Raw genomic sequence first — 25,917 nt, forward strand, 5'->3', positions numbered from 1 at the left:
GGGCTGTCCTTGTCATTTCGATGACCGGGACAGCCTTATTTTATGCTTCCGGCACGCAAAAGAAACCGCCCTTCAAGCGGATGGAATATTAACCCCGCGAATAGAAGGACGGATTTTCCTTAAGTACTATAACATGAATCTTTTTTGCCTGACAATGACATTAATTTAATGCTTAAAATTTCCAAGAGCGTTCTGGACCCTTGAGACAGAGTTATTTTGTGACTGGCAATTTGTAATACTCTTTCAGCACTTGCTCCGCTTCCTTACCGTAAATATCAAAACCATTGTTGGACGAAGCCTCTTCCAGAGCGTAGAGCTTTGTGCTCCAGTCCCACCAGAAGAAACCGGCGAACCAAGGCTCATTCCAAAAGGTTTCAAGTGCCGAACGATAAAAGTTAGCCTGCTCGCTTTCCGAATGAGGCAGATCCTTATGCGTAAAGTCCCACGGCATAGTGGCACAGCCGAGTGCGCTGCGGCAGCCAATTTCGATAAAAACAAGCGGCTTGTTGAATCTTTCGGCTAAAGCCTTAAGCCGGGGTTTCTGCTTCTCCCAGGCGGTGAGCATATTCTCATAGGAATCCCCCGGCACAGAGGCTACAGGATAATATGCGCTGGTTCCGATGAGATCGACCGCATCCAGCCACTGAATCCCTTCTTCTTTACCATGATTGGCGTTGTAAACGATGGGGCCGGTATACAGGTTCTTCACCTCACGGATAACTTCCCGCCATTCGGCTTCCCTATATTCTGTAGCTACCATTTCACAGCCGATACAGAACATTTCGCAGCCCAGCTCCTCTGCCAGCTCCGCATAATGCTTCAAGAAATTCGTGTAGGACTCGAACCAGGCTGCCCAATAGGCGTCTCCATCCTCAGGAAAGCCGATCCGCGCTCTCCAAATCCCGTCTCTGGAGTTGACTACAGGCTTCAGGCAGACCTTCAGGCCCAGCTCCTTTGCATTCCGCACCGCATGCTCAATATCCCGATCTGTCGGCGTGTAACCGTAATCAAAATGAATATCTGTTGAGAAAACTGTATCCTGCCAGGTCCAGAAGGACAAAGCGATCCACTCACTTCCGGTATCAGCCAGCTTTTTCATCGAATCCGCCGCATAATCTTTCCGGTACTCTCCTCTTTTTGTCTCCCAGCCATAAGTCATTCCCTTAAAAAAAACTTCCTTCATCCCCAAGTCCTCCTACTAGTTAGTAATAACATGTTATTTCGTGTACCGATTAACCTTAAATAATTACCAGCTATATCAAAGCCTCAATAACAGTTAGAATAAATCAAAAACAAAACAATAACAAGTTATTTTTGTTATTGAAGAGAAGCCCTAACTAAATGAGTTATTTAGCGGCATCTGGATAACAGCAGAGGAAAAGAATTGTACACTGAACTTTACGGGCTGTCCCCCTTTTCAAGTTAGCAATTGTGCAAAAAGAGACATAGTTAACTTAACATTAGTTATGTTAACTATTATTCTGGATTTATGCTTTTACCAGTGCTTCTGATGTAGAAAGAAAATTAAGCATTAGACAGGCCCCCACTAAAAACAGCGGCAGCCGTGGACGATAAAGTCCTGGGTTGTACTTTATTGATTCGGATATCTTTGATCCACTTGTTGCGACGTTTGTTATTTTACTCACCTTCTAATAAATTGCATAATAGAAACCCTTTATTTATAAGGGTTTAAGATGTTGATACAACATGACTTTCATGTGGTTTAACAGGAGAAAGGAGGAGAGAAGAGTGCAGGCTTTGCAAGTAACATGGAAAAAGCACCCAAACTCAGGCGCTTTAAAATAAGCTAGTGCTCTATCCGGCTAGTAATTAAAGAATAGTTGGATATAAGCGTTTCAATTTGATTCTCGCGTCTTGAGTGGTGAACTGCCAGTTTACTTTCGAGCCTGCTGCGTTGCGTTGCTGTGTCCAAGTACTTACTTGTTTTTTGAAACTTTCCATATCAGGAAGTGGTTTTTCCAGGGCCTGCCGCGACATAATGCCAATTTCAATTTCCGCCATGTCCAGCCAGCTCTCATGTTTTGGCGTATGATGCCATTCAAACCGATTCGCAATACGGTGAGCTTCCTCCGGTGAAAATGCCTTATAGAGCGAGGCAGTCGAATGTGTATTGAGATTGTCGGTGATCAGGACCACTTTCTTGGCATGCGGGTATAGGACATCCGATGTATACTTGAGCACCTGGGCGAAATCTACAGCTGTCCGGGTTGTGGTGACGATGGTTTCACGTTTGCCCGCAAGCGGTTCAAAGATCTTAAAGACATCGGCAACGCCGTTACGCTCATACTCCGAATCCACTTTTTCAGGCTGACCCGACGCACAGGAAATTCGGGTTTCTTTGATCAGTTGCTTATTGGTTTCATCGATGCAAACAACCGGACGCTTGGGATCATAGGGACGCTGATAGACATCCAGTACATCCTCCATTTTGGCTACAAATTCTGCACTGGCTTCTGGAATGCACCATTCCTTGACGAGCCACGGTTTAATCTCGTTTTTTTCATAAATTCGCAAACGGTGCTGTCGGTTATATATTCGACCACCTCCAGCCGAATGAGTTCATCCGCGATGGCTTTGTATCGTCCAGCGCGAACGCCCATCCGGTGGCGCGGAGCAGGCGATGGCACAAATTCTCGCTTCGATCTCACCCGTTACCTTACGATGATGGTTTTCTTGTTTCTTTCTGCCTAACTCAAATATTAAGCCCCAGGTTATGCCTGGGAGAACTGAACAGGAAGTACCGTGAGGCATGATGAAAGAAAGTCCCCGTTTGCTATACTGAGAAATGGTTTCGCCAGCCAAATTCTCAAGCAAAGGGGGACGCTACCCATGGGTGGTAGCAGTCTAGCCCACACCCGGTGGGATTGTAGTTGTCCTATCATATTCATCCCAAAATTTCGTCGAAAAGTCTTCTTCAAGGAGATCAGGAAAGAAGTTGGGGAAATTCTAAGGACGTTATGTGAGTACAAGAACGTAGAACTGGTAAAAGGGAGCATCAGTGCGGATCATGTGCATATGTACGTGAAGATACCACCGAAATTGAGCGTATCCGAATTTATGGGATATCTCAAAGGCAAAGCGCACTGATGGTGTTTGATCGCTTTCCAGGAATGAAGCAAGGGAGCGGCAGACACCTGTGGGCAAGAGGATATTTTGATCAAGCCACCCGTTGAACGGGTGGTTCTGTGACTTGGAGGGAGGAAATCCCGATGAAAGCAAAACGAAAATGGCTGGTATTGCTGGAACGCTGGTGCTGCTGGGTTTGCTGTGCTTCTGCGTGGCAGCGTATGCTGCTCCGTCCGGAGATGTGTCCGGAGCCATTGAAAGCACCTGGAACGATGCCTCGGCCCAGATCAAATCCGTCGTCAATAAAGTGGTGTTTCCGGCCATCGACCTGATCCTGGCGGTGTTTTTCTTCGTCAAGCTGGGGACGGACTATTTTGATTACCGGAAGCACGGACAGTTTGAGTGGGCGGCGCCCGCTATCCTGTTCGCCTGCCTCGTGTTTATGCTGACGGCGCCTCTGTACATTTGGGGGATTTTGGGGATGTAGCAAAAAATAGATCGAATTCTTATAGTCAAGGATTCGGTCTGTTTTAATTAGGATTTCAAATCCGTATTATGCTCATAGTCTCATATGTTTTCTTCAAGCCATGCATGAACTATCTTTACATCCTCTTTTTGCATAAAAGGATGATCACTATTTTGAGAGATTTCCAACTTGCAATCATGTGATTTCGCAAAGTCCTTAACAATTTCCAGAGATTGCATACTGTCTTTTCTGCCGTAAAGGATTGAAGTTGGAATATTCCATTTTTTAACCGGATGTTCCTTTACAAACTTATAATAATCCCAACGCAGCAAATCAACAGAGGTTACAATCTCTTTTTGTATGCGTAGTTGTTCTTCTGTCACATCAAACCAATTAAACATCTGTTTAATTAGATATTCCATGTTTAATACAGGTGATTGGAACAGACAATTGACAAAATTACTATTTGTGTAAGCATTCAAACTGAAATACGCTCCCAAACTGCACCCAAACAAAGAAACATGATCCCAATTTGAAAAGGCATAGTCTCCAATTAGAGTAAGGTCATTAATGCCATTCCAAATGTCACAACGATAACTACTGTCCTTTCGTTCCCCGTGTTCAGGCAAATCGAAACTTAGCGTTTGATATCCTTTTTTCACAGCGATTTCAGCAAAATCTCTAGCATGTTCTTTGCATGACATTTTGCCATGAACATGGACATATACCTTGTCTGATCTATCACCCCAAATAATGGATGGGATGTTGCCAATTTTTATATTTTGAATTTTCATAGATACCTCCGACTGTTGAGGCATTACCCTCCATAGATTTCTGATTGTTAAGTTGCATGATCTTTTTAATTCTCCTTTCTCGACCTTTTATTTAAAAGAAATAAGCCGCAAATATAAACAGACTAGTGCTCTATCCGGCTAGTAATTAAAGAATAGTTGGATATAAGCGTTTCAACTTGATTCTCGCGTCTTGAGTGGTGAACTGCCAGTTTACTTTCGAGCCTGCTGCGTTGCGTTGCTGTGTCCAAGTACTTACTTGTTTTTTGAAACTTTCCATATCAGGAAGTGGTTTTTCCAGGGCCTGCCGCGACATAATGCCAATTTCAATTTCCGCCATGTCCAGCCAGCTCTCATGTTTTGGCGTATGATGCCATTCAAACCGATTCGCAATACGGTGAGCTTCCTCCGGTGAAAATGCCTTATAGAGCGAGGCAGTCGAATGTGTATTGAGATTGTCGGTGATCAGGACCACTTTCTTGGCATGCGGGTATAGGACATCCGATGTATACTTGAGCACCTGGGCGAAATCTACAGCTGTCCGGGTTGTGGTGACGATGGTTTCACGTTTGCCCGCAAGCGGTTCAAAGATCTTAAAGACATCGGCAACGCCGTTACGCTCATACTCCGAATCCACTTTTTCAGGCTGACCCGACGCACAGGAAATTCGGGTTTCTTTGATCAGTTGCTTATTGGTTTCATCGATGCAAACAACCGGACGCTTGGGATCATAGGGACGCTGATAGACATCCAGTACATCCTCCATTTTGGCTACAAATTCTGCACTGGCTTCTGGAATGCACCATTCCTTGACGAGCCACGGTTTAATCTCGTTTTTTTCATAAATTCGCAAACGGTGCTGTCGGTTATATATTCGACCACCTCCAGCCGAATGAGTTCATCCGCGATGGCTTTATATCGTCCAGCGCGAACGCCCATCCGGTGGCGCGGAGCAGGCGATGGCACAAATTCTCGCTTCGATCTCACCCGTTACCTTACGATGATGGTTTTCTTGTTTCTTTCTGCCTAACTCAGCTTCCAGTCCCTCAAATACAAAGCGTTTCGCTATACGTGGTATGTGTCTCGCTGTATGCACTTTGAATGCGATTATACGTCCACTCTGTGTTTTCCGGGCGTTGGTCCAGCTTCAGCAAAATTTGCGCATGCTTGATGCGGTAGCCTTTTCCACCTTTCTGTACGAGTTTCTGCAAGTCATCGCGCTCTTCCTCTGTCAGTGTAACGATATATCGCGGCATCGGTATAACCTCCGCTTATGTTTGGATAATTATACCACCAACACGCAGAACTCTCACTACATTTTTCCGCCGGATGGAGCACTAGTATATTTATTTGATTTTCGAAAAATCAACTTTATAAGTTACTGAAAACTCTTTCCCAGCATAAAGATAAATTAATTCTGCTGGCTTACTGAAATCAATTTTGTTGATATCAAAATCTGCAATTAATAATTTTTTATAAGCTGGTGAATCAGGCCAAGAAGAGGTATGATCTGCCGATTCGTTTAATCCAACAATTTCTAGTGGCTGATAAATTTTCGAACCCTGTTTTAAAACAATGTTGAGGGAGTTTGCAAAATCAATGTCATCACCAAATGCTATAACTCTAAATGATAGCACATCAATCTGTGCAAACATCTTTGTAATATCTTTTGCATCTGCTAAAGTAAATTCTTTGTATTCATCAGCAGCAAAATAGGCCTCACTCGCAATCAAAGAATACGGAGTGACAAGTGTTGTCACTGGTTGCAAGAATTTCATTTTATCATCATAGAATAGGGAAGGATTGACTCTTAGAATACTTAAAGTATGTCTCTTTACCCCCTAATCCAATTTTTATTGCATTTTTCATCTGTTGGTCGGATAGGTTGAAAATATTCCCTTTTATTGTTTTGCTAGACAACCTTTGAGTTGTTGTAACCTCTGTCTTTTTTAGAACTAGAGGTTGGCTCAGCAAACACCACAGAAGAGCATAGTAGAGAGGTCGCCAAAAATACAGTTGCAATTTTCTTCAAGTTAAAAACACCTCATTTTATGTAATGATTCCATATTACACCAATTATAGGTATATAGTTTCGGCACAATCTAAAGATCAGTGTTGATTTTTTCAAGCAGATAAGCGATGCCGATTGCATTCGACTAAAATTCCAGCTATGTACCGTACTTGCATGCGCTCTACCTTACAATCATTCTTTTAGAAATCGGATGGTCCTCCTTCAGCTCCAACAGATCCCAAAGATTTCCGTATAAATCCTTAAAGACAGCAACTGTCCCGTACGATTGTTCTTGCGGCTCCCTTACAAATTCAATCCCCTTTGCATTCATTTCCTGATAATCTCTCCAAAAATCATCCGTGTTCAAAAACAGAAACACCCTGCCTCCAGCCTGGTTGCCGATAAACGGTTCTTGTTCAGATTTGGATGCTCTCGCGAGCAATATCGTTGTCCCGGTTGAACCAGGCGGGGAAATAACAACCCATCGTTTGTCTTGTTCAGGCTGATAGGTATCCTCAATGACTGTAAAATTCAGTTTTTCTGTATAAAATGTAATGGCTTCATCGTAGTCTTTGACGACTAAAGCGATATGTACAATGGATTGAATCATTTAATACACTCCCTTTGAATTAGATAAACGGCTCAAGCTGAACCTGCAGTCTGGACATGGCTTCTTCCTTCTCCCGGCTCGTAATATGCGTATAGACCGTCGTAGTCTGGATGGACGAATGTCCCAGCAGCTCCTGCACGGTACGCAAATCCGCCCCTTTGCGCAGCAGCATCGTGGCAAAAGAGTGCCGCAGCTTATGGCTGGAGTACGGCCGGCGGTGAACTGTCGGCACTTCCCGCTGAAAACGGCTAAAGGTATCTGCGGCTATGCCCTGTATTCCCCGTATCGATAGTCTGCGTCCTTTTTGAGAAATAAACATTGCTTCCTCTTTGCTAAGCCAAGGGGTGAGACGTTCGTTCAAGGCTTGCTGCAGAAAAGGGGCGACAGCCTCCGGCACCGGTACATTGCGCCATTTGCGTCCTTTGCCAAATACACGCAGTGTAAGCCGTTCCGCATTATAATCACTCAAATTAAGCGTATGGACTTCCCCCACCCGTAGCCCCATATAAGACATCAGTAAGAAAACGGCCAAATTTCGGCTACGGTATTTGCCTTCTACTGCAGACAAAAACCGCTGCAGATCCACTTCATCCAGATAGACCGGCTCACGGTTTTTTTCGGTTTTGGATTTTTTGATCCCGGCTGCCGGATTGGTTGTCAGCATTTCCAGCTCGATGAGTGCCTTAAACAAGCAATTTACCGAGGCATGCTTGCGGTTACGCGTCGCATCACTTACCCCGCGTTCGCGGACCGAGGTCAGATAGGACACTACCTGAAGCTTTTTAACGGATTCCAGACTTCTGCCATTCAGACTCCCAAGAAACTCCCGCACATCGGCTAGATAGGATTTCTGCGTGTACGCCGTAAATCCGGCATCTTTCATCCAGATCAGAAAAGCCTCAAGCTCTTCTTCATAGTCAGTCCCCAGTTCGTTCATGTAGGTCCTCCTCCCCATGATTTCGACAACCTATTGTACCACAGAATTTAATACACCTTTATTTGTATTTCTCCACTTAACTGCATGTTTCTCTACCGTCAGCAAAAATTCATGAAGGGCTGGCGATTTCCATTTTTTTTGATGGTAGACAGTCTGCGTTGCGACCCGCTGCGATTCATCATTCCAGTTGAGCCGGGCCAGCTTGCCGTCTGCTAGTTCGCTTCTCACCGAAATCAGCGGAAGGAAAGAAATGCCGAGGCCGGACATTACACACTGCTTGATCGCCTCGATACTCCAAAATTCCAGCTTGGGATCGGGAAACACTCCTTGGCTGTTCAAATGACGCTCAAACAAGATCCGGTAGGTACAACCTGTCTCTGTAAAGAGGATAGTTTCATTCTTAAGGTGCTGCGGCTCGACACTCTCCTGCTGTAGCAAAGGATGATCCGGCGGTGCAATGAGTGTCATCTCTTCATGAATCAATGTTTCACTGCACAAGTCTTTAAACTCCGCCTCCGGCTGCAGCAGAAAGGCCAAATCCAGCTCACCGGAGCGGACGGATTCAGCCAGCTCCCAGCAAACGCCTGGCTTCAGTGTAATTTGAACCTGCGGATATTGTCCTCGGAATTCCTTAATGATGCCCGGCAGTCGAAAAGCAGCCAGCGATTCCGGCGCACCAATCCGCAGGACTCCCGATACCTCATTCTCTGCACTCAGGGCATTCTGGGCCAGCGAATGCATCCGGTGAATTTCCTGCGCATAAGGCAGCAGACGGCGGCCGGCATCGGTCAGGATGATTTTTTTGCTGATGCGGTCAAACAAAGGCTGGCCCAGCTCTGCCTCCAGCGCTTGAATCTGCGCAGTAATACTGGACTGGGCATAGTCCAGCTTTTGAGCAGCACGGGTAAAACTGCCTACCTCAACAACGACTAGAAACGTAAATAAATGCCGCGATTCCATATGCCTATCATCAACCTTCCCCGGAGAATGTATCATCGGTTTTTCAAATGGATAACATTCAAACTTTCCGTTTTTCCTATGGATACATTATCTGATACTCTATAACTAAATACAAGGTAAAAGGAAAGCGGGATCTTATTAATGAAGGAAACTCCTACACTGCAACGAAACATCGGTATGCCGCAAGCTATCGCTCTATACATTGGAGCCGTGCTAGGTTCAGGTGTATTAATCGTACCCGGACTAGCCGCGGAAATGGCCGGTCCGGCCTCCCTGTTGGCCTGGGGATTCATGACCCTAATGATATTGCCTCTGGCTTTGTCGATGGGTCTCCTCTCCGCTAAATTCCCAAATGCCGGAGGTGTGTCCCATTTCGTCACCTTGGCCTTCGGCCCCAAGGCCGGAGCATTGGTGGGCTGGTTCTTCCTGATGTCAGTGCCCATTGGCGGACCTGTGGCTGCGCTGACGGGAGCCGGGTATATGACGGCCGCCATGGGCTGGGGGGACGGAGCCCGAATCGCTATCGCCGCCGTGATGCTGGCCATTGGCCTGATCACGAACTGGATGGGTATGCAGGTTGCAGGCAAAGTACAAATTGCCGTCGTTATCGCAATCATTACTGTGCTGGTGTTCTCGTTTGCCACCGCACTCCCCCGCATGGAAAGCACGCATTTCACGCCTTTTGTTCCCCATGGCTGGTTAAGCATCGGGCAGGCGGCAGCTATTCTCTTTTGGTGTTTCATCGGCTGGGAGGCAGTCTCCCATCTTTCAGAAGAGTTCAAGGACCCGCAGCGTGCAGCTGTTAAGGGGGTCACCATTGCCGCTATTATCGTAGGGGTGCTCTATTTCTTATCCGCGCTGGCTACAGTTGGAACCCAAAGCTACCTCCGTGGAGGCGCTGATTCCTCGCTTGTCTGGATCATCAGCCAGCCGCTTGGCGCATGGGGCGGCTTCATCGCCGGGCTTACCGGCCTGTTCATCTGCACCGCGACGATTATCGCCTACTCCAGCGCTGCATCACGGGTGGCCTTTGCCTTGTCCCGTCAGGGCTATGCTCCTAAGTGGATGGGACGCCTGTCCAGCCGGTACAAGACGCCCACTGGGGCTATTGGTTTCTTGTTGCTTTGTTTTGCTGCAGTACTGCTCCTCTACGGCAGTGGTCTGCTCTCCATCACCACACTGATCCAGTTTCCCAATGCTACTTTTATCCTGACATACATTGGAGGCTGTGCGGCCGGCATTCGGCTGCTCAAAGGCAACAGGCTTGGAATAACGATCAGCTGGATATCTTTTATTGCAACACTGGCGGTGTTTCCGTTTACCGGATGGGCAATACTGTATCCGCTGCTGATTACGATCGTCTTTATCGTCGTCACCGTTTTGGGCAATAACCGCAGGTCCGGCAGCGGTTACTCTCAGACACTGGAACATCGTTAGTCGGCGAGCTGGCCCCTTAAATAGAGCAGGCCGCACCCTCTCTGCTAGGCAAGGAGGATGCGGCATGTTTTCTTTTGAAAGAACATCTATTAGTCTTGTACTACCCGGATAGTTCTACTCGTTCCACTTGAGGGGAATCCGTAATTCAAACTGCTGCACGTTATCCAAATAACGGAAAGGATGAGCAACAATTTGGAGTTTATCACTCTTTTTAAGCGGTGGGAAGGTCAACTGGAACGTAAGCGAATCTCTGCTGATCCGGACTGGCTGTCCTCTGGAAGATTTAATTTCCCCTTCTTCATTCTCAATGGTAAGCCAGGTATCCTGACTGTCCGGTTGACTCGCTTCATACGTGACGACCGTCTGCTTCTCTTCATATTGAATATTAGTGATCGTTACCTTTCCACCGTGATTGCCATGAAGAACCAAGGGATATACGCCATTAAGCTGCTTACGCTCCTCCGTCTGTACAATGTCTTCATTATGGACCGGCTCTGTGAGTTTTAAAGTCACATATTCCGGTTTAGGATTCAGCTCTGTAAACGGGGAAAAGTTAAAATAAAAATAATCTGGCGTTGCCCCGTCACCGCCCTGATCACCGTACATTGTGCCTATATCATCCTCAAGTTTAGCGTTGAATTGGTAATAGGGATTCTGTTTTTTGACCACAACCTGTGACATTACCGGTCCGAGGGTCAATTTCTGGACGGTGTATTCTTCTTTGCCATAAGTGAAACCTATACCTTCAGGGTATATTATTTGTGTCATCTCTTTACTCTTCTTTTTGTCTAATAGGAGTGTAATATCCCAATTTCCTCTTGTAGTGCCGATGCAATCAACAGCCATCTTAAGTTTCAGCTGTTCCGGCAGGTCCTCGTTCCCAAAATTCAGCCGAGTAGTCCCGACAAACGTATGCTCACCGGTAATTGTAAAGTCTTGGGTATAAATGGATGAAGGATTTATTCCAGCAAAGCTGAGCTCGTAATATACGGCGGCTTGTTCCTGTGTGAGCTTAGGTGAGGATTCAGGAAATTCCACTTCATAATTCAGCACCAGCTGAATCCCGTCATAATAAATATTAACTACCTTAAATACAATCCCGTGATCCTCTGTCGATACATTGATTGATTCTGTCAGGTTGTGAGCGTCAATCCGACTCAGGTCGGTGGTATCTACACCTTTATCATAAAGACACTCCAGAAATGGAATGCTGCGCAGCGCCTCAGCCACTTTCGGGGATATAAATCCCGCTCCTATCACTAAACCAGAAGCTACTATTAGGGCTGCCCCGATCCCTATACTCCATTTGAGGAAAGGTGAAAAAGCCCGTTGTCCCACAGAAGCTCCTGCTATACCGGCATTATGGCGATCCCAGATATCTTCGAACTGGATGGAGGGCTTGTTCGCCTGCAGCAGCTGTGTGGCCTCCTGCTGTAAACCAGCGGACACATTTCCAGGGTCCTCATCCTCACGGGAATTATAAAATCTCATTTCAGCCCCTCCTTTAAGGTATGCAGCTCAGGCTCCAGTTCGCAGTATTGCCTCAGTTTCTCCAGCGCGGCATGCAGCCTTGATTTGCAGGTTCCCAGTGGTATGCCTAATACTGAGGCGGTTTCCGGCAGTGGAAGTGCGGCATAATAATGAAGGGTAACGACTTCACGCTGTTTCTGGGACAAGCGGCTTACCGCCGCCCACAGCAGCTGGTCACTTTCACTCTGCAGGGCAATGCTTTCAGCAGAATCATCCGCTGCATCTAACGACGGCGTTCCGGCGAATAGCTGCGACCAGGTTTTCTTACGCAGCATCGTACGTGCTATATTGACTGTTATGCGATACAGCCAAGGCCGCAGCGGCTTTGACGAGTGGTACAGATGACGCTTGGCAAAAGCACGCAAAAACGTCTCCTGAGTAATATCATCCGCCAGTGCCCGCTGTTTGGTAATCATAAGCGCAATGCCATAGACGTATGCGGAATGCTCTTCGAACATTTCCCTGGCCTGCTGTTCAGTAATCGGATAGTCTTTCAATCGTTCTTCCTCCCCGGTTAGTCAATGAATATACGCTTTATCCCTAGCAAACCGTTCGCTTTTGGGCTAAATTTTTTAGGGAGGTTAACGGGGGCTGCAACGCGTTTCGTTTCAGGAAGGTCGCATACGGTTATGGATTGAAGAGAGATAGAACCCATATTTCATTAAAGGAGACGATAAACATGCCCGAAAATAAAAAGATCGTTCTCGAACCGGCAGCGCAGAAATTTGCCGATGACAATGCAAAGCCCCCTTTCCTTCCTGACCTCGGTCCTGAAAAGGGCCGAGAAACGGTGGATACCGTTCAGTCCGGTGAAATAAAAAAACCGGAGGCCAATATCCAGGATCTCTCTGTTCCCGGCGGACCCAAAGGTGAGGTTCCGATCCGAATTGTTCGTCCGGTTAACTCTTCTGCTTCATCACTTCCTGTTATCTTATACATTCACGGGGCCGGCTGGGTATTCGGCAACAGCCATACTCATGACCGGCTCATTCGTGAACTGGCGGCCGGCGCGAATGCGGCCGTTGTTTTCCCGGAATACAGCCTGTCTCCGGAAGCCAAGTATCCTACAGCGATTGAGGAAATTTATACGGTGCTGGAATGGATCTCTAAGCATGGATCTGAACATGGTCTTGACGGGGGCCGATTGACTGTAGCCGGGGACAGTGTCGGAGGTAATATGACTGCGGCCATAACGCTGATGGCCAAAGAACGCAAAGGCCCGGCAATCAGCAAGCAGCTGCTGTTCTATCCGGTAACCGATGCTTCATTCGATACGGAATCGTATCACCAGTTCGCCGAAGGTTATTTCCTTCAGTGTGAAGGGATGAAATGGTTCTGGGATCAATATACAACAGATCCGCAGGAACGGGCTCAGATTACCGCTTCCCCGCTGCGGGCCAGCCTGGAGCAGCTCAGCGGTTTGCCGGAAGCCCTGATTATTACAGGAGAAGCCGATGTGCTGCGGGACGAAGGCGAAGCCTATGCCGCCAAACTGCGTGAAGCGGGCGTCCCGGTAACAGCGGCCCGGTTTCAAGGCATCATCCATGACTTTGTCATGCTGAATGCGCTCGCGGATACGAATGCCAACAAAGGAGCACTGCTCTTGGCAACAGCGTGGCTGCGGCAATAGTGCTTAAAGTAACAAAATATATGTAACGTGAAATCAGGCCAGCTTCGGGTGTACTCCGAAGCTGGCCTGATGCCTTAAAAACGGCTTAATTACAGTAAAGTGTGCAGCTGCTAAGCAGTTATTTTTACACCTAAAATATTTAACCGCCTTCCCGCACAAATCCGCTGAAGCTGTAGCCTGGGTTAGTTCCGATTGTTATTTACGCTGACTGTAAAATTCCGCCGCTTTGACCAGCATGTCCTTCAACGAACTGAAGGAAGTCGTATGACTGACATGCTCATTCAACTGATCCTGGGGCAAGGATTTCAAATCCTCCGCCGAAGATGCAGAGAAACCTCCGCTTTGCAGCAGCTCCTGCAGTGACTCAAAAGGTGTAAACTGTTGCAGAAACGATCCCGATAACAACTGATCCAAAGGGAGTTTCTCCATCAATTGATCCAGCGGCAGCTGATCTAGTGGCAGCTTTTGCAGCAGTTCGCCCACTCCGCCTTCTTTAACCGTATCCACCAGACCTTGTATTTTCTCACCGAATCCTCCGAAATTGAATCCCATAACGAGCCCTCCTATTAAATCTTTAGTTGCCCCTTATTACCCCAATCTGGACCGGTTGAAATATTAGTTTACATATTAATTATTATGTTAACTAATAAACAACTTCCTTATTTTAGAAACTTATTAAGCATTTATACGTCTAACTAATATGAACATTCACAAGGAGATGACTCTTTTGCCACAAGTAAAAACAATTCTCACATCACTTCTCGCTGTTTCCCTATTATCATCCGGTACCACCCTAATGTTGCAAGGAATGGCTACAGACACCGCCTATGCAGCATCCAGCGCCACTTCTGTGAAAGCCGCCAAGGACACCTCTCTCCCTTTGAAGTGGTCTGTCGCAACAGATGGCATTGGCATGTATGACAAGCTGCCCATCTTAAATGGAATCCTCTTTTATACCGCCAATAATACACTGTACGCCAAAAATATAGCTACCGGCCAAGTGAAATGGTCCTACAAAAACGGCGGGGAGCCGCAGATCCTTACGAACAGTTCCATCTTCTTTATCGATAATAACGAACAGCTCGTAAAAGTATCCGCTGACACGGGGAAGCTGCTGTGGAAGGTTAAAGTGTCAAAGCGACCGATAGAAGTCGGAGCACAGGCCCGCCTGATTAACGGAAAAGTATATTTCTCCAATGAAAGCGGCGGCGTAGCTGCCTATCATCCGGTGACAGGCAAGAAAATATGGGAGAATACGAATATCCCCATGTATGTAGGCACCATTTACGGAGAATATAAAGGCGTTCTCGTCGTCTCCAGCACCGTCGATAATACACGCACACAATTTTACGGACTAGATCTTGCTACTGGGAAGAAGTTATGGAGAACTGAGGGCTTATATAGTTATGTAGGTGTTCAGGAGGGACATTTGGTTCTGCGGAAACAAGTCAAAGAACAATACGATGCTGAAGCCACTCCCGTTCCGGGTCATCTATTGACACTGGTCCAATTGGACCCGGCAACAGGCAAAATATCAGGCCAAGAAGACTACAAGCCTCTGAATGACATCGACAGAATGAGCAATTACTACACTTCCATTCAGAATTCTTATATCTACACGGTGGCTGGGAATCTTGATAAGGATGAATATACACTAACACGATTTACACGCGGCCAGAGCAAAGATACAGCAACAAAAAGCTACGAAAGCTATGGCAGATGGCTGGCCGGTCCCACAAACGGAATGGCTTTCTTTCAAAAAGGAACCCAAATCACCGGAGTCAATCTTGAGAATGACCGTGTTGTGACGTTCGACAATCCGGCAAGCAAGGTTGAACTGCTGCAGCGGGTTGGCAAGGCTGTATTCACTATTTACGAGAACGGGTACCTCTCCATTAATCATGCAGATACCGGAGCCTTGCTCGGGATTATCAAAACCGGAGCCGGCTACCACTATTTTGGCAATGTTACGATCGAAAAGGGAATCGCACTGATCCCGACAGAACATAAATTGCTGGCCGTAGCCCTGCCTAAAGAATTGCAGTAAAAGATCTTTACGTTTAGCGGTTCCTGTGAAGAAACTCCCCGATTCTCCGGGCAGCTTCCAGGAGCCGCTTTTCTTCTTCAACCAGCGCGATTCTGACGAACCCTTCTCCCTGTGATCCAAAAGCATCCCCCGGGATTACAGCAACACCAGTCTTCAGCAGCAGCTCTTGAGCGAACTTACGTGATCGGCCAACTTCACCTGGAGTTCCCCAAGCCTCCGGAAGCCGTGCCCAAACAAACATTGTCGCTTTGGGCTTAGCAACAGACCAGCCTTCCAAGGACAAAGCTTCAATAAACACATCGCGCCGATGCTCATAAAGCGGGGCTACCTCCAGTTTATCCCCTCCAGCCATCGCCAGCTCCAGCGCAAATGCCGCAGCCTCCTGTACCGGATTAAATACCCCATAGTCTACATTGCTCTTCAGTTCACGGAGTGCGCCGACAGCTTGGCGGTTGCCGCTCATAAAACCAACGCGGCATCCGGCCATATTAAAGCTCTTGGAGAACGAATGAAATTCAACCGCCGTCTCTAGTGCTCCAGGTACTTGCAGGATACTTAACGGACGGTAGCCGTCAAACCCCATCTCCGAATACGCCAAATCATGAATAACCAGCACCTCCCATTTCCGGGCTAATGCAATCAGTTTCTCCATGTAAGCCAGATCGGCCGTAACCGCAATCGGATTGCCGGGAAAGCTGAGCAGGATAAAAACCGCCTGCTGCCATATCTCATCAGGAATGCTGTCCAGATCAGGCAGAAAGTCATTTTGCTCCAGCAAAGGGAGTTGCCAGGCCTTGACCCCTGCAATCGCCAGTGAACCGGAATAAATCGGATAACCTGGATCAGGGACAATCGCCAAATCTCCGGGATTGCAAATGGACAAAGCAAGATGGGCCAGCCCGTCCTGTGAACCCATCAGCGCCACCAGCTCTTCCTCATCATCCACTTCAACATCAAACCGCCATTTCATCCAGGCTGCCGCTTGCTTGCGGAACAAGTCGCTTCCCTTGGAAGCGGGATAAGAATAACTGTTCTCCCTGAGAACTGCATCACTTAACGCTTGGCGAATCTCAAGAGCAGGTGCCTGATCCGGACTGCCGATCCCAAGGTCGATGACCTCGATGCCCGACCTCCGTGCTTCTGCTTTCCATTCGGATACCTCCGAGAATATGGATGAACCCAAATATGATAGTTTATCCGATCGCCATCCCCGTTTGGAACTGCTGTATGTCAAAATCAAAACCCCCAGCTGTTTTTCCAATTAGTATAGCATGATTTCTTTCACCCGGTTTTACACAAAGCTCACATCAGCAGGCCGAAAACAATTAAAACCATATTATAAATTTAATACCTTATTATTCCACTACAAGCCCTCAAATCGGCACAACCACTTGGTTAGATGAACCTATTAAAATGGATCTCAGATGAAACAGCGTATAATTTATGTTATACGCTGTTTTTTCAGGGCAAATTTGGGCCATTCTACTGTGGTTTTCACAATCCAGACAATAAGCTCTTTCTCCATAGCTTAGAATCTTGACTAAGTGATAAACAGCCGCCAGAATGATTGGCGGCTGCGTGTGATTACGTATTCACCTTGTGCTCTCCTGTTTATTGAAGATCAGCTTTACTTCGCTGGCAGTTTCAATAACCGGTATAATACCGTCATCCCTTCGGCACGTGTTGTCTTCCCATCCGGTTTAAACATCCCCCCGGGTTGGCCTTCAATGATGCCGAGTGCTGCCGCTTCATTCACGGCTTGCTGTGCCCAGGTTCCCATTCGCCCGGCGTCATGAAATGCCGGGGTCGCGCCAGTTACTGCCGCGCCTGCGTTGCTCAAATGATATGCGCGCATAATCATCACAGCCATTTCCTGCCGCGAAAGGGAATCCTGCGGCCGGTACACCCCGCCGGCTCCTCCTATAATTCCAGCTGCGGCAGCGGCATTTACTCCCACCGCGTACCATGCGTCTTCAGGGACATCCTTGAACACGGCTGCTTCCATTTTAAGATTCAACAGTCGGTCCAGCATCACCGCGAACTCTGCACGGGTCAATATCTGATTCGGAGCAAATAAACCTTCGTCGGTTCCAGTCGCGATATTTCGGGCAGCCATCACTTCAATGGCATGCCGGGCCCAGTGAGAGTTCAGATCTCCAAAGGTCTTGGTGGATTTCGTCAGCAGATAAGCTCCCCATTGAGCCGGCTGGAATTCTATGCTTCCACCCGTAATTTTGCTGTCAAGATACCGCCAGTTCCCCTGTTCATCCTGCACGTAAATCACGAGCTTGTCCGGATCACTTTCTCCACCAGAAACCGATATTTGTGCGTTCAGAGCAAAGGAGTTCTTATCCAACGGATCAAGATTTTTAACCGACGAAGTAATAGTATACAGAATACGGCCTTCTGTATTTGCAGGCTGATCTACCGCTGTCTTTTGGGTAAATGTCAGCGTGACCTCTTCCGCTTCGGCCGACAATAACTGCTGCGCGGCTATCGTCCATTTCGAACCCCGGTCAAGAATTTGCAGTGGTTTACCGAGCTGAACCGCCAAACGGATGACAGATTGCGGAAACCATACAGATATAGCGCCAGTTGCAGAACTATCAACATCTTTAAGATCTATACTTAATACAGCGGCTTCAGCATTGTTCAATTCCTTGAGTGCCCATGCCTCATCTACTTTAAGCAGATCCGGCTTTGCGGCTGGAGGGACAACAGCACTCTGGAACTCGGGATTGTTACCAGCAGGTGGAGCTGTATAAATCTGCCCAGCCGAAACCTTAGCCTGGGCAAAACCGTTAATTTGCCGGCTTTTATTGATTTCATAGACTGCAATATACGAACCCGCTGCAACAGCGATATCTTCCCCCGGCTTGTAGCTGAGTACTCCGGCAGGCAGGAAATCTCCTTTAACCGGAACTGCTATAGCATCGGCTGACACTTGAACAGCTATACTGTTGAGCGGATCATAGGTCGTCGTTTGTACCGTGGCCGTGCCCTGCGTTTTGCCGGGTACAATATCCAATTTGAGCATCGGGATGGGATATGACGCTACCTCTCCCCGCTGCAGCAGCTTTGAGCTGAAACGGAAGATTGTCCCCTTTTCGTCCGTCTCATAAATTGCGATATACATTCCAGCTTCCACATCGGCTAACTCGAAAGGCAGGGCGGAAACCGGAACCGCTTCAGCAGGTACACGGTCAAGCACAATGTCCGGGGTATCCAAAGGCTCCACAGAAACGATTCGCTTTAACTCATGATAGACTTCATCATAAACTGCAGTTTTGACCAGAGCTCTGCCGGGTGCACCTCCCGGACTAACTTCAATCGGAGCCACAAGCGGAGGAGCCGCAGTGTCAAACGGTGTCACCGCAACCTCCATCGATTTCCCGCTCTCTCCAGCCGTTTCGCTGGCCGAGGTCACTGTTACATAATAGGTGGTGTCATTGGCAAGCTCCTTCACTGATAAATAGGTGCTTGTTGCAACGCCTGCCGGTGCACCGTAGCCCTCCCCTGCGGTACGCAAATAAATATTATAATGATCCGCATTGGGAGAGGCAGACCAGTTCAGTTCAACCCCGCGATCCCGCGCGCTTGCTGTAACATTCAGCGGTACTGCCGGAGCCGAACCACTGTCATCGAACCGCATCACAACCGTTCTGTAATCTCCTCCTGACTGTGCCATATCCGTGAATGCAGCATAGACAATGCCGTCTTCCACGTATAGCGAGGTATGATCTACCGCTCCTTTGGAAAAACTTTTGTTCCCGACAAATTCCCAGCCCTTATCTCCTTTGCCGGTATATTTCATTACAATGGCTTTTCCGCCATTTTCCGCTGACCTGAACAAGATATAGGGTATGCCCTGATCTATAAAAAGACGGGTATAATTCAGGTCGTTATCAGGATTCCCTTCAAAATTTTTGCTGCCGACATAATCCCAGTTCTGCCCGTTAAATTTGACCAGATTCGGCCCCACATCCCGAAAAGCCAGATATGGCGTTCCCTCGTACACAAATACCGATGTCCACTTGACGGCCTTCGCAGTTGTCATGTTCTTGGTAAACCCGCGTCCGCCTAAAGCTACCCACTGGCCGCCATCATACATCATGACAGTTCCCCGGTTGGCGTTATTATCACGGAAAGCGACATAAGGCGTGATTCCGTCTACAAATAATGATACATAGGTTCCTGCCGCACCTACGGATATGATTCCGTCCCCGACAAGCTCCCAGCCAGTGTCGCCTTCACCGCTATATCTCATTACCATCGCACCCGGCTCTTGGCCATGAGCAGGCTGGACGTTAAAAGCAACAAAAGGTATACCGTTCTTATCAATAGCCAGAACTACATTATCAACCAGCTTGTCGACGATGCTTCTCCCTCCAACGGGCTCCCATTTGGTTGCACCCTTTCCTGTATACTTCATGACCGTAACACTGTTATGGATATCGGTAGATGCGACATACGGCACGTTATTAAAGAAAGCCAGCGAAGTATATCCAACGCCGCCTTCCAGAAATCCTGGGCTTCCAACATACTCCCAACCGGTGGGCGTGTGTTTTTTGACGGACACTTTTCCATTCTCTACGATGGCCAAAAAAGGTGTGCCGTCATTTACGATCAAAGAGTTGTCCATAGTGGCAGAGCTGGAAACAGTTCCTAAAGATTCCCATACGTTCAAACCCGGCGTAGCGTTGACCTCTGCAGATTCAGCTTCATCACTAACCCCATTCTCATTAAAAGCCCTCACCTTGAAGTAAACTGTCTTCCCACTGGTCAATCCTTCGGTCAATGTATATGCGGTTGAGCTGTTCCCGGTAACTACAGCAGCCGGTGTATCCGGATAACTGCTGACTTCCGCATCACGCTGGTAGATGTAGTAACCCGTTGCATCTGCTCCAGTAGCGGCAGTAACCGGATCCCAGCTAATGTTCACTTGTGCATTATTGACCGAAGTGGTCTGCACATGCAGCGGAGCAGTTGGCGGCAAGGCCAACGGCGTTATCTTGATTTCATTGGAATAACGTCCATCCACCGTACGGATCATAAACCGGTAGGATGTATTATTTTCAAGCTTTGGAATCACATCACTTCGTCCTTCTCTGCCGACAGAGCTGAATTGTACCCCGTCTTTAAAAATAATGTATCCAGTAGCCTTTTCTGCTGCGTCCCATTCCAGTTGAACTGCCGAATCCCGCACTTGACCCCAGAGTTTGAAATCGGCATCGCTGTATTTGATGATAGATATGGACCCGGTCTTACCGTCTTCTACGTAGCTGACATATGGTACTCCACCCCTGACTGTCATATCAGATAGACTCTGAACTGTTACGGATAATGATTCTCCAAGCTTATCCCAGGTGTAGCTCCCATCTAGGAGCTTGATTAAGCTTTTGGCAGATACGGTGTAGGGTTCAGTATAATCCCGATACATGGCATATACCTTTCCGGCTTCCGCAGATAAGGTATATGAGCTTACTCTATTCTCGGAAACCGTATTTCCAGCCTTCGTCCAATCTCCCAATAATTCACCCGCTGAATGCTCCATAACTGTCAGCCTGTTGCCGTTCGCGGAACTGTCTACATATCCGAAATATAATATCCCGTCTTCGACGATTAACTTAGGCATGCTAAGCGCTCCACCAGTGAAATTCTGGTTGCCGATCCGTTCCCATTCCTTGCGGTCCGGATTGTATTTCTTCACAGTTGCTCTCTGTGCACTGTTGCTTGAAATATAGCCTACATATAAAATACCATCGTCATCTATTGCAAAAGGGGCATCACTGCTCGGATGGCTTCCCTCAGGACTGGGTATTAACGTCCATGCTCCTGCAATGTATTTTTTGATCTGCCACACCTTTTCACCCTTAACGACTCCCGAATACGCTACATATGGGGTTCCATCCACTATCGTTAAGGTTATGTGCTCAAGCGTGGTGCTTTCACTGACAAAGACAGGCCCTCCGAGAGTCTCCCATCCCTCTTCCGCCAACTTGCTCACATGCAGTTCATTCTTATCTCCCCTATAAGCCAAATAAGGTATATCATTGTCGATTACGAAGGAGCTGGTCACCGAAGCCGCCGGCATTGGGATTGCCTCCGGCGGAGTAGGAAGCATCTTCCATTTCACTCCGTCATACTTTTGAATCGAAGGAATACCGTTTCCGCTTTTATAAGCAGCGAGATATTTAATGTACAGTTCGCCCTTGCTGTTATAGGCTATTTCCGGAAGGGCAGCTTTCGCAGCAATTTCCCTATTGCCTTCATATATCCAGGTTCCCTCCGCTTCCAATCCTGCCGCGCTGCTCTGGCTCCTCCCGAAGCCCTGCACCAGCATTGCCGCAGAGAGCAAAACTATCAGCAGGCTCCTGCACCATCTATTTCCCTTCACTTTCACTTTTCCATCTCCCCTTATCTTTTGTATACGTTACATTGAATTGCCTGCACCTATAAAAAATCGGCCTTCCCTGCAGTATTAAGCAAAGAAGGCCGTTCATTGGAATGCACACTAATGCAGGCTGCAACAGCGGCAATTTCCTAGATCATGACAACTCAGTAAGCATATCCGCCGGTAAAGGTACCAGAGGTGTACAAGTCAATGCGGTTAATGTTAGAGAGAAAATAAGGAATATTCGTCTCTTGCGCTGCTAATGTTCCAAACAGCAATCGAATAACATCCTCACCACTGCCGTTGATATCAGTAGCCAAAATTGCCGGCACCAAGGTTCCGGAGGTAGCAATGTCCGGATTCGGGAAGGTATAACGGCTGGAGAACAGCTGCGTTCCCGGATTGTTAAAGGTTCTGGTGTAGTTAGGTCCAACCAGCGAGGAGAAAGTTACACTAATTACATCGGAGTCTACATCGACACTTAACGCTTCGTTGTCTATAAGACTCTGGAAGAGTTCGAGAACCGGACTGCCGTAGGCAGTATACGCTGCATTCGTGAGATTGTTGCGATTGCCTGTATAGTCAAAATAATCTGCATTGGCATTAATATCTGTAGACGTTATTGTCCCTACAAAAGTGCTGTCTAAATACAGATCAATAGAGCTGGTAGGTGCTGCGAAGACCTCTTCCGGCACGAGTAAACTTGCCGCAGAGACCGACACCGTAAATAAGAGACCAAGAATCATGAGACCTAATCTTCTGCCGAATATGTGGGTGCGTGATAAACTAATCATCTTCCACTCCTCCTAGATTATATTTGTACAGACGGAAAATTCCGCTGCGCAGCCTCTTCTTGAAGCTCTATGAAAATCCGCTATGCTATATTTAATTATGTCTGATTATATCTATTTATATCTATATATAACGTAATATTTGTTACACTCTAGTAAATATTTTCTGAATCAAACTAAAATATAATAAACGATTGTGCTGAACAGGATTAAAAATGAATCCTGTTCAGGCAGAACCGTTAGTTCACTCTAGGCATAAGATAGGATATCAATGGCGAAGGTGGGCGAATTTTATGTCCAAGAATAAACGCGGCAAAGCGCTCTGGCGGATGCCGTCCCGCGGCAGAGGAACCTGCCCGATCTGTGGCAGCACGCGAATCAAGCTGCTCTATATCGGCAAAGGTGTTGCCGGCGAGAAGCTTGAAGTTTGCAAGAAATGCGAGGGCAAACAAGCAGGTTGAAAAGATTAAGCCGGGGAACGTAATCTTCTTTCTGAATCACAAGACAGGAAGAACAAAGGGGAGTGCCGCATCTTCGGCACTCCCCTTTGTTCTTCTAATTAATTCAATTCATGCTGTGGCAACCAATTACGGACACCGTTATCTTCAAGAGTTCCCAGAGTAACATCCGAGATGCGGCCAAATTCTATCACTGGCAGGGGAGGCATTGAATTAACCTGCTCTCTTCTGCTACATGCTCATTTCAATACAATCTGATGGTATGCTCCCCGCTTGCCGTATCCAGAATCACTTCCCGCTCATGCTTCCAGGTAGGACTGCTCAGCCCAAGCACCTTATCCGGATCCCGATCCTCACCGCGAATCATAACCCAGTAGTCCTGATTTTCCAGCTTATGCATGAATAATCCAAAATACCGGCTCCGGTAAAATTCAGCGAAATATTGGCTTTCCCCAAGTGTAGCGATCCGGTATTTCACAACCAGCAGCTCTTGATTCCGGGGGGATTGCAAATATTCATATTGCCAGACCATAAACGACGAACAAAAGTATTTCCCCCCGAACAGCAACAGGATTAAGGAAACCGTCAGGATCAGGAGCAGCTGTTTTTGGAGCAGAACCAGTGACACACTTAGCAGGATTACATGATAGAGGACGATATATCCCCCGATGGGTGAAACCGCGGTCCAGGCGAATAATCCAACAGCCCAAGAAGGACAAGTAGTACATCGGAAGCAAGTAAGATTCCAAGTAAAAAAAATGATATTTTTTTGCGGGCAGTCAGCTTGGACAACATAAGGCCCTCCCTTTTCCAATCAGACATATGCCTAATGATATAAGCGGGAGCACATGGAATAAAGAGAAATTACCAGGTTTTTCTTTCCTGTTTTATTGTGAATCCGGCAGGTTTAATTGCCAGGTTAGTCATGCTTCACATACGGGTCTCCGGGAAACCCGGTTTGATCCACAGCCTGGAGATGTCCAGAAAACCAAAGGATCCCGTATGCAAGCCGAACAGACTCTGATTCAGCTGGGCTCTTTTGTTCATATGACAGCCATAGAGGACCCAACAATTCTCGCGCAGAATCGCTTCCGTCCGCTCCAGAAGTTCGCCTCTGCCTTCTGCAGGTTGTTCTGCAAAATGCTCCAGTTCCCGCTGTAATTGGTCCCGCTGACTGTCCTGAAGCAACGCGTGCAGATGGTTAGACTTGTTCACAAAGTAATTAATCATTCCCCACTGCCAATCATCTTCGAGCACCTCTTCCGCAAACAGGAAATCCGCTTGCTGCTTGACTTCCTCCATGTTGTATTCCTTGTAGGACATCAGGCAAATATGCAGACCGATTCGCTCCGCACGCTGCTGCAGCCACCCAGCTTCTTCAAGCTCATCCTTTCTGGTAACATAAGCAAGCGTAATCTCTTCTCCGCTGTACCCGCTGGATTCCAGCAGCTTCGCCGCCTCTTCAAGCGAATGCTCTTTCCAGATAATGCGGCGGCTGTACCAAGGCAGGAAGCTGTCTGCCGGTGTAATCCGGTTACCGCCCAGTTCCTTGATCAGCGCAGATGGATCATAAAGAAGACGCATCGCCTGGCGAAAAAACGGATTGTGCTGAATGCCCTCTTTGCGAAAATTCACGATAATATATCTGCAACCCAGCGCCGGATAATCAATACTGTTGCCAGAGCAACCATCCGAATAGGAGCCTGAAACTGCGGCATCCGGCAGCTGGTATTGGCGTGCACCAGAGCTCTGATCCGGCAAATACCAGATTTCGACCCGGTCCAAAAGCGGACGAATGCTGTAGTAATCATCAAAGGCTGCAAGCACAAGCACATCTTCATTCAAATTCATCAGCCGGTAGGGACCTGTTCCAAGGGGTTCCTGGTCATTATCAGCATCAAAGGGCAGAATCGACATGTGAATGGAGCTTAAGAGATGAAGAAAAAAGAGATTAGGCGATGACAGATTGAAGCGGATCCGGTGATCCCCCTCAAGCTCTACTTCTTCAATCCCCCGAAAATGCCATAATGCCGAACTGTCCAGCTCCACCAGCCGCTGCAGCGTACTTTTCACATCCCGCGAGGTCATCACTCTGCCGTGATGGAAACGAACACCTTTGCGCAAATAGAAGATATAGCTGGTATGGTCCTCATTCGCTTCCCACATATGGGCCAGAGCCGGATGAAAGGAATCGCTGACGGCATCATATGTAACTAAAGTACTGCAGATTTGTCCGATCAGATAGGCTTCAAATGCTGTGTACACAAAAGCGGGGTCAAGCTTCTCCATGCTGCGGTTGCGGGTAATCCGCAGGATATCAAGTCCTGTGGTCGATTCTGTCTCACTCTGATAGCCCATCTGTTTATTTAACAAGGTTAATAACCTTTCCTTTAACGGACCTTTGACCTCAGGCAGCCCAATTAACTCGATGGCCTGCTTTATTTTCCCGCTGCTAATCAGCTCCAAAAGGTAATTCTCCAATATCTCTTCCACAGTGCGTAAAAAAGTCATCACCGAGGTGTGGCCTCTCCCCCGTCCTGCCTGCCACTGAATGAACCCCTTCTCCTCGAGCTTGCGCAGAATAAATTTCACGTTGCGTGGCGTGCAGCACAGCACAGATGCCAGCAGCTCAATTGTCACCGGAATAGGCATATGAATATTAAAGGGATTATTAATCTCCGAGGCAACCCGTAAATAATGTGTGACGTTATTGTCCATGATCCATGCTCCTTTAAAGGTGAAACGGGGAACGCAAACCTTACACTTTT

21 protein-coding genes and 1 pseudogene are annotated in these 25,917 nt (G+C 47.4%); 6 read left to right on the plus strand and 16 right to left on the minus strand.

Annotated features, from left to right (window positions below; translation table 11 throughout):
* Positions 1–211 precede the first annotated feature (211 nt).
* Both H70357_RS18945 and H70357_RS18950 read right to left on the minus strand, forming a co-directional pair.
* A complete protein-coding gene (locus tag H70357_RS18945; RefSeq protein WP_038592723.1) occupies positions 212–1,183 on the minus strand; it encodes a glycoside hydrolase family 113 in 972 nt (323 codons plus the stop codon).
* A gap of 647 nt (positions 1,184–1,830) precedes the next feature.
* Positions 1,831–2,535, minus strand: coding sequence for an IS630 family transposase (locus H70357_RS18950; RefSeq protein WP_081965849.1), 705 nt, complete (start codon positions 2,533–2,535; stop codon positions 1,831–1,833).
* A 315-nt stretch (positions 2,536–2,850) separates the two neighbouring features.
* Between H70357_RS18950 and tnpA the strand changes: the two genes are divergently transcribed.
* Both tnpA and H70357_RS18960 read left to right on the plus strand, forming a co-directional pair.
* On the plus strand, positions 2,851–3,108 hold the full coding sequence (gene tnpA, locus H70357_RS18955; RefSeq protein ID WP_052092125.1) for an IS200/IS605 family transposase: 258 nt from the start codon (positions 2,851–2,853) through the stop codon (positions 3,106–3,108).
* 103 nt (positions 3,109–3,211) lie between these two features.
* Complete coding sequence (locus H70357_RS18960; RefSeq protein ID WP_231578283.1) at positions 3,212–3,574, plus strand: DUF3852 domain-containing protein; 363 nt, start codon at positions 3,212–3,214, stop codon at positions 3,572–3,574.
* Between the two features lie 80 nt (positions 3,575–3,654).
* On the opposite strand, the gene H70357_RS18965 is transcribed toward H70357_RS18960, so the two are convergent.
* The 6 genes and pseudogenes from H70357_RS18965 to H70357_RS18995 form a co-directional block, all read right to left on the minus strand.
* Positions 3,655–4,347 carry an alpha/beta hydrolase gene (locus tag H70357_RS18965; protein ID WP_038592726.1) on the minus strand — a complete coding sequence of 231 codons (693 nt, stop codon included), beginning with the start codon at positions 4,345–4,347 and terminating at the stop codon, positions 3,655–3,657.
* 145 nt (positions 4,348–4,492) lie between these two features.
* Positions 4,493–5,606 (minus strand): annotated as a pseudogene (locus H70357_RS35375) (IS630 family transposase).
* 84 nt (positions 5,607–5,690) lie between these two features.
* Positions 5,691–6,122 (minus strand): hypothetical protein, encoded by a 432-nt coding sequence (locus H70357_RS18980; protein ID WP_038592732.1) that lies wholly within the window; start codon positions 6,120–6,122, stop codon positions 5,691–5,693.
* Between the two features lie 414 nt (positions 6,123–6,536).
* Entirely contained in the window at positions 6,537–6,965 is a 429-nt protein-coding gene (locus H70357_RS18985) for a VOC family protein (RefSeq protein ID WP_038592735.1), read from the minus strand.
* A 19-nt stretch (positions 6,966–6,984) separates the two neighbouring features.
* Positions 6,985–7,902 (minus strand): tyrosine-type recombinase/integrase, encoded by a 918-nt coding sequence (locus H70357_RS18990; RefSeq protein WP_081965850.1) that lies wholly within the window; start codon positions 7,900–7,902, stop codon positions 6,985–6,987.
* A gap of 30 nt (positions 7,903–7,932) precedes the next feature.
* The gene (locus H70357_RS18995) at positions 7,933–8,862 is read right to left on the minus strand and encodes a LysR family transcriptional regulator (RefSeq protein WP_038592742.1); all 930 of its coding nucleotides are present in this window, start codon (positions 8,860–8,862) and stop codon (positions 7,933–7,935) included.
* A 141-nt stretch (positions 8,863–9,003) separates the two neighbouring features.
* Here H70357_RS18995 and H70357_RS19000 point away from each other — a divergent pair, with 141 nt between their 5' ends.
* Positions 9,004–10,299, plus strand: coding sequence for an APC family permease (locus tag H70357_RS19000; protein ID WP_038592744.1), 1,296 nt, complete (start codon positions 9,004–9,006; stop codon positions 10,297–10,299).
* 114 nt (positions 10,300–10,413) lie between these two features.
* Here H70357_RS19000 and H70357_RS19005 read toward each other — a convergent pair whose 3' ends face one another.
* Together H70357_RS19005 and H70357_RS19010 are read right to left on the minus strand one after the other, a co-directional pair.
* Positions 10,414–11,790, minus strand: a complete 1,377-nt coding sequence (locus H70357_RS19005) for a DUF4179 domain-containing protein (RefSeq protein WP_038592747.1) — start codon at positions 11,788–11,790, stop codon at positions 10,414–10,416.
* Complete coding sequence (locus tag H70357_RS19010) at positions 11,787–12,326, minus strand: RNA polymerase sigma factor (protein ID WP_052092127.1); 540 nt, start codon at positions 12,324–12,326, stop codon at positions 11,787–11,789. The genes H70357_RS19005 and H70357_RS19010 overlap by 4 nt, the downstream gene beginning before the upstream one ends.
* 182 nt (positions 12,327–12,508) lie before the next feature.
* On the opposite strand from H70357_RS19010, the gene H70357_RS19015 reads away from it, so the two are divergent.
* Positions 12,509–13,459 carry an alpha/beta hydrolase gene (locus H70357_RS19015; protein WP_038592750.1) on the plus strand — a complete coding sequence of 317 codons (951 nt, stop codon included), beginning with the start codon at positions 12,509–12,511 and terminating at the stop codon, positions 13,457–13,459.
* Positions 13,460–13,654: 195 nt separating this feature from the next.
* Here H70357_RS19015 and H70357_RS34415 read toward each other — a convergent pair whose 3' ends face one another.
* Positions 13,655–14,011: a hypothetical protein gene (locus tag H70357_RS34415; RefSeq protein ID WP_052092128.1), complete on the minus strand. Its 357-nt coding sequence runs from the start codon at positions 14,009–14,011 to the stop codon at positions 13,655–13,657.
* Positions 14,012–14,186: 175 nt separating this feature from the next.
* Here H70357_RS34415 and H70357_RS19025 point away from each other — a divergent pair, with 175 nt between their 5' ends.
* Positions 14,187–15,506: an outer membrane protein assembly factor BamB family protein gene (locus tag H70357_RS19025; RefSeq protein WP_038592753.1), complete on the plus strand. Its 1,320-nt coding sequence runs from the start codon at positions 14,187–14,189 to the stop codon at positions 15,504–15,506.
* Between the two features lie 13 nt (positions 15,507–15,519).
* On the opposite strand, the gene H70357_RS19030 is transcribed toward H70357_RS19025, so the two are convergent.
* From H70357_RS19030 to H70357_RS19040, 3 genes are all read right to left on the minus strand, one after another.
* On the minus strand, positions 15,520–16,740 hold the full coding sequence (locus H70357_RS19030; RefSeq protein ID WP_038592757.1) for an aminotransferase class I/II-fold pyridoxal phosphate-dependent enzyme: 1,221 nt from the start codon (positions 16,738–16,740) through the stop codon (positions 15,520–15,522).
* 393 nt (positions 16,741–17,133) lie between these two features.
* Entirely contained in the window at positions 17,134–21,909 is a 4,776-nt protein-coding gene (locus tag H70357_RS19035) for an S-layer homology domain-containing protein (RefSeq protein WP_156130891.1), read from the minus strand.
* A gap of 155 nt (positions 21,910–22,064) precedes the next feature.
* Positions 22,065–22,694, minus strand: a complete 630-nt coding sequence (locus H70357_RS19040; RefSeq protein ID WP_038592763.1) for a hypothetical protein — start codon at positions 22,692–22,694, stop codon at positions 22,065–22,067.
* A gap of 290 nt (positions 22,695–22,984) precedes the next feature.
* Here H70357_RS19040 and H70357_RS36330 point away from each other — a divergent pair, with 290 nt between their 5' ends.
* Positions 22,985–23,152, plus strand: a complete 168-nt coding sequence (locus tag H70357_RS36330; protein WP_179091874.1) for a hypothetical protein — start codon at positions 22,985–22,987, stop codon at positions 23,150–23,152.
* 241 nt (positions 23,153–23,393) lie between these two features.
* Here the strand turns inward: H70357_RS36330 and H70357_RS19045 are convergent, their stop codons facing one another.
* Complete coding sequence (locus tag H70357_RS19045; RefSeq protein ID WP_038592766.1) at positions 23,394–23,777, minus strand: hypothetical protein; 384 nt, start codon at positions 23,775–23,777, stop codon at positions 23,394–23,396.
* 302 nt (positions 23,778–24,079) lie between these two features.
* Complete coding sequence (locus H70357_RS19050; RefSeq protein WP_038592769.1) at positions 24,080–25,867, minus strand: ABC transporter substrate-binding protein; 1,788 nt, start codon at positions 25,865–25,867, stop codon at positions 24,080–24,082.
* Positions 25,868–25,917: the final 50 nt, after the last annotated feature.

The sequence above is a fragment of the Paenibacillus sp. FSL H7-0357 genome (assembly GCF_000758525.1).
GTDB lineage: Bacteria > Bacillota > Bacilli > Paenibacillales > Paenibacillaceae > Paenibacillus_AQ.

What these genes read in the sequence shown, in the direction of transcription:
- H70357_RS18995 (WP_038592742.1), bottom strand. Translation starts at nt 8,862, where the DNA reads ATGGAATCGCGGCATTTATTTACGTTTCTAGTCGTTGTTGAGGTAGGC.
- H70357_RS36330 (WP_179091874.1), top strand. Translation starts at nt 22,985, where the DNA reads ATGTCCAAGAATAAACGCGGCAAAGCGCTCTGGCGGATGCCGTCCCGC.
- H70357_RS34415 (WP_052092128.1), bottom strand. Translation starts at nt 14,011, where the DNA reads ATGGGATTCAATTTCGGAGGATTCGGTGAGAAAATACAAGGTCTGGTG.
- H70357_RS19040 (WP_038592763.1), bottom strand. Translation starts at nt 22,694, where the DNA reads ATGATTAGTTTATCACGCACCCACATATTCGGCAGAAGATTAGGTCTC.
- H70357_RS18945 (WP_038592723.1), bottom strand. Translation starts at nt 1,183, where the DNA reads ATGAAGGAAGTTTTTTTTAAGGGAATGACTTATGGCTGGGAGACAAAA.
- H70357_RS19050 (WP_038592769.1), bottom strand. Translation starts at nt 25,867, where the DNA reads ATGGACAATAACGTCACACATTATTTACGGGTTGCCTCGGAGATTAAT.
- H70357_RS19015 (WP_038592750.1), top strand. Translation starts at nt 12,509, where the DNA reads ATGCCCGAAAATAAAAAGATCGTTCTCGAACCGGCAGCGCAGAAATTT.
- H70357_RS19000 (WP_038592744.1), top strand. Translation starts at nt 9,004, where the DNA reads ATGAAGGAAACTCCTACACTGCAACGAAACATCGGTATGCCGCAAGCT.
- H70357_RS18985 (WP_038592735.1), bottom strand. Translation starts at nt 6,965, where the DNA reads ATGATTCAATCCATTGTACATATCGCTTTAGTCGTCAAAGACTACGAT.
- tnpA (WP_052092125.1), top strand. Translation starts at nt 2,851, where the DNA reads ATGGGTGGTAGCAGTCTAGCCCACACCCGGTGGGATTGTAGTTGTCCT.
- H70357_RS18980 (WP_038592732.1), bottom strand. Translation starts at nt 6,122, where the DNA reads ATGAAATTCTTGCAACCAGTGACAACACTTGTCACTCCGTATTCTTTG.
- H70357_RS18965 (WP_038592726.1), bottom strand. Translation starts at nt 4,347, where the DNA reads ATGAAAATTCAAAATATAAAAATTGGCAACATCCCATCCATTATTTGG.
- H70357_RS18990 (WP_081965850.1), bottom strand. Translation starts at nt 7,902, where the DNA reads ATGAACGAACTGGGGACTGACTATGAAGAAGAGCTTGAGGCTTTTCTG.
- H70357_RS19005 (WP_038592747.1), bottom strand. Translation starts at nt 11,790, where the DNA reads ATGAGATTTTATAATTCCCGTGAGGATGAGGACCCTGGAAATGTGTCC.